The 1,163-nt window shown below is 69.1% G+C and carries 1 protein-coding gene; it reads right to left on the reverse strand.

What is annotated here, in order from left to right:
- The coding region (locus A5704_RS09560; protein WP_156737647.1) for an AMP-binding protein at positions 1-1,163 on the reverse strand (1,163 nt) is incomplete at both ends.

Consider the following 1,163-nt stretch of genomic DNA (forward strand, 5'->3'; position numbering starts at 1 on the left):
AAACCCCCGCCCGCCACGTACAACTCGCCCGCCACGCCGGCCGGCACCGGCCGCAACCAGTCGTCCAGCACGAAGAAGGCGAGATGCTCCAGGGGGTTTCCGATCGGACTGGCGGCGCCGTCGACGTCACCGTCGACGATCTCGCGCAACGAGGCGTGCACGGTGGTCTCGGTGGTGCCGTACATGTTGATCAGGCGGGGCCGTCCCGGATGGCTGTCCAGCCAGTTGGCCAGCCGTCGGGGTTCGAGCGCTTCGCCACCGAACACCAGCGTCTGCAGTTTGAGTTGCTGGGCGAGGTCGGGTGAGAGCGCTTCGGCCGTTTGCAGCGCGTAGAACGCCGAGGGCGTCTGGCTCAGCACGCTGACTTGCTCACGAACCAGCAAGGCGTACAGGTCTTCCGGCGAACGGACCACGTCGTCGGGCACGACCACCAGGCGCCCGCCGCGCAGCAGCGCACCGAAGATCTCCCACACCGAGAAGTCGAAGGCCAACGAGTGGCATTGCGTCCACACCTGCCCCAGATCCAGTTCGCCGTCCAGCGACTCGAGCAGCTGGGTGACGTTGCGGTGGGTGACCGCCACTCCCTTGGGGATCCCCGTGGTGCCGGACGTGTAGATGACGTAGGCGGTGGCCTCTGGGTCTGGGGCCGGTATCGCGGTGCAGGGGAACGTGTCCACCGCCGGGTCGTCGATGTCCAGGAGCGGCAGGCGGCAGCCGTCCAGGCGCGATCGCAGCCCGCTGATCGTCAGCACGGCAACCGGTGCGGCATCGGCGAGCAGGAAGTCGATCCGCGCGGCCGGCAGGCCCGGATCGATCGGCACGTAGGCCGCTCCGGCTTTGAGCACCGCCAGGATCGCCGCGACAGCCCCGGCCGACCGGGGAACCAGCAGCGCCACCCGATCCCCCGGGCCCACGCCATGCTCGATCAGCAAGTGCGCCAACTGGTTCGCGGCAGCGTCGAATTGGTGGTAGTTCCACCAGCGGTTTCCGCAGGTGATGGCCACCGCCTCCGGGGCGCGGTGCACCTGGGCGGCGAACAGTTGCGGAATCGACGGTCCGATCGGCGCCGGCAGGTCGAGCACCGCACGGTTGCCGAAGTTGTGGAGCCGGGCATGCTCCGCCTCGTCGAGCACGTCGATCGACGACAACCGGCGGGCGGGGTC

The sequence above is a fragment of the Mycobacterium sp. E735 genome (assembly GCF_001666955.1).
GTDB lineage: Bacteria > Actinomycetota > Actinomycetes > Mycobacteriales > Mycobacteriaceae > Mycobacterium.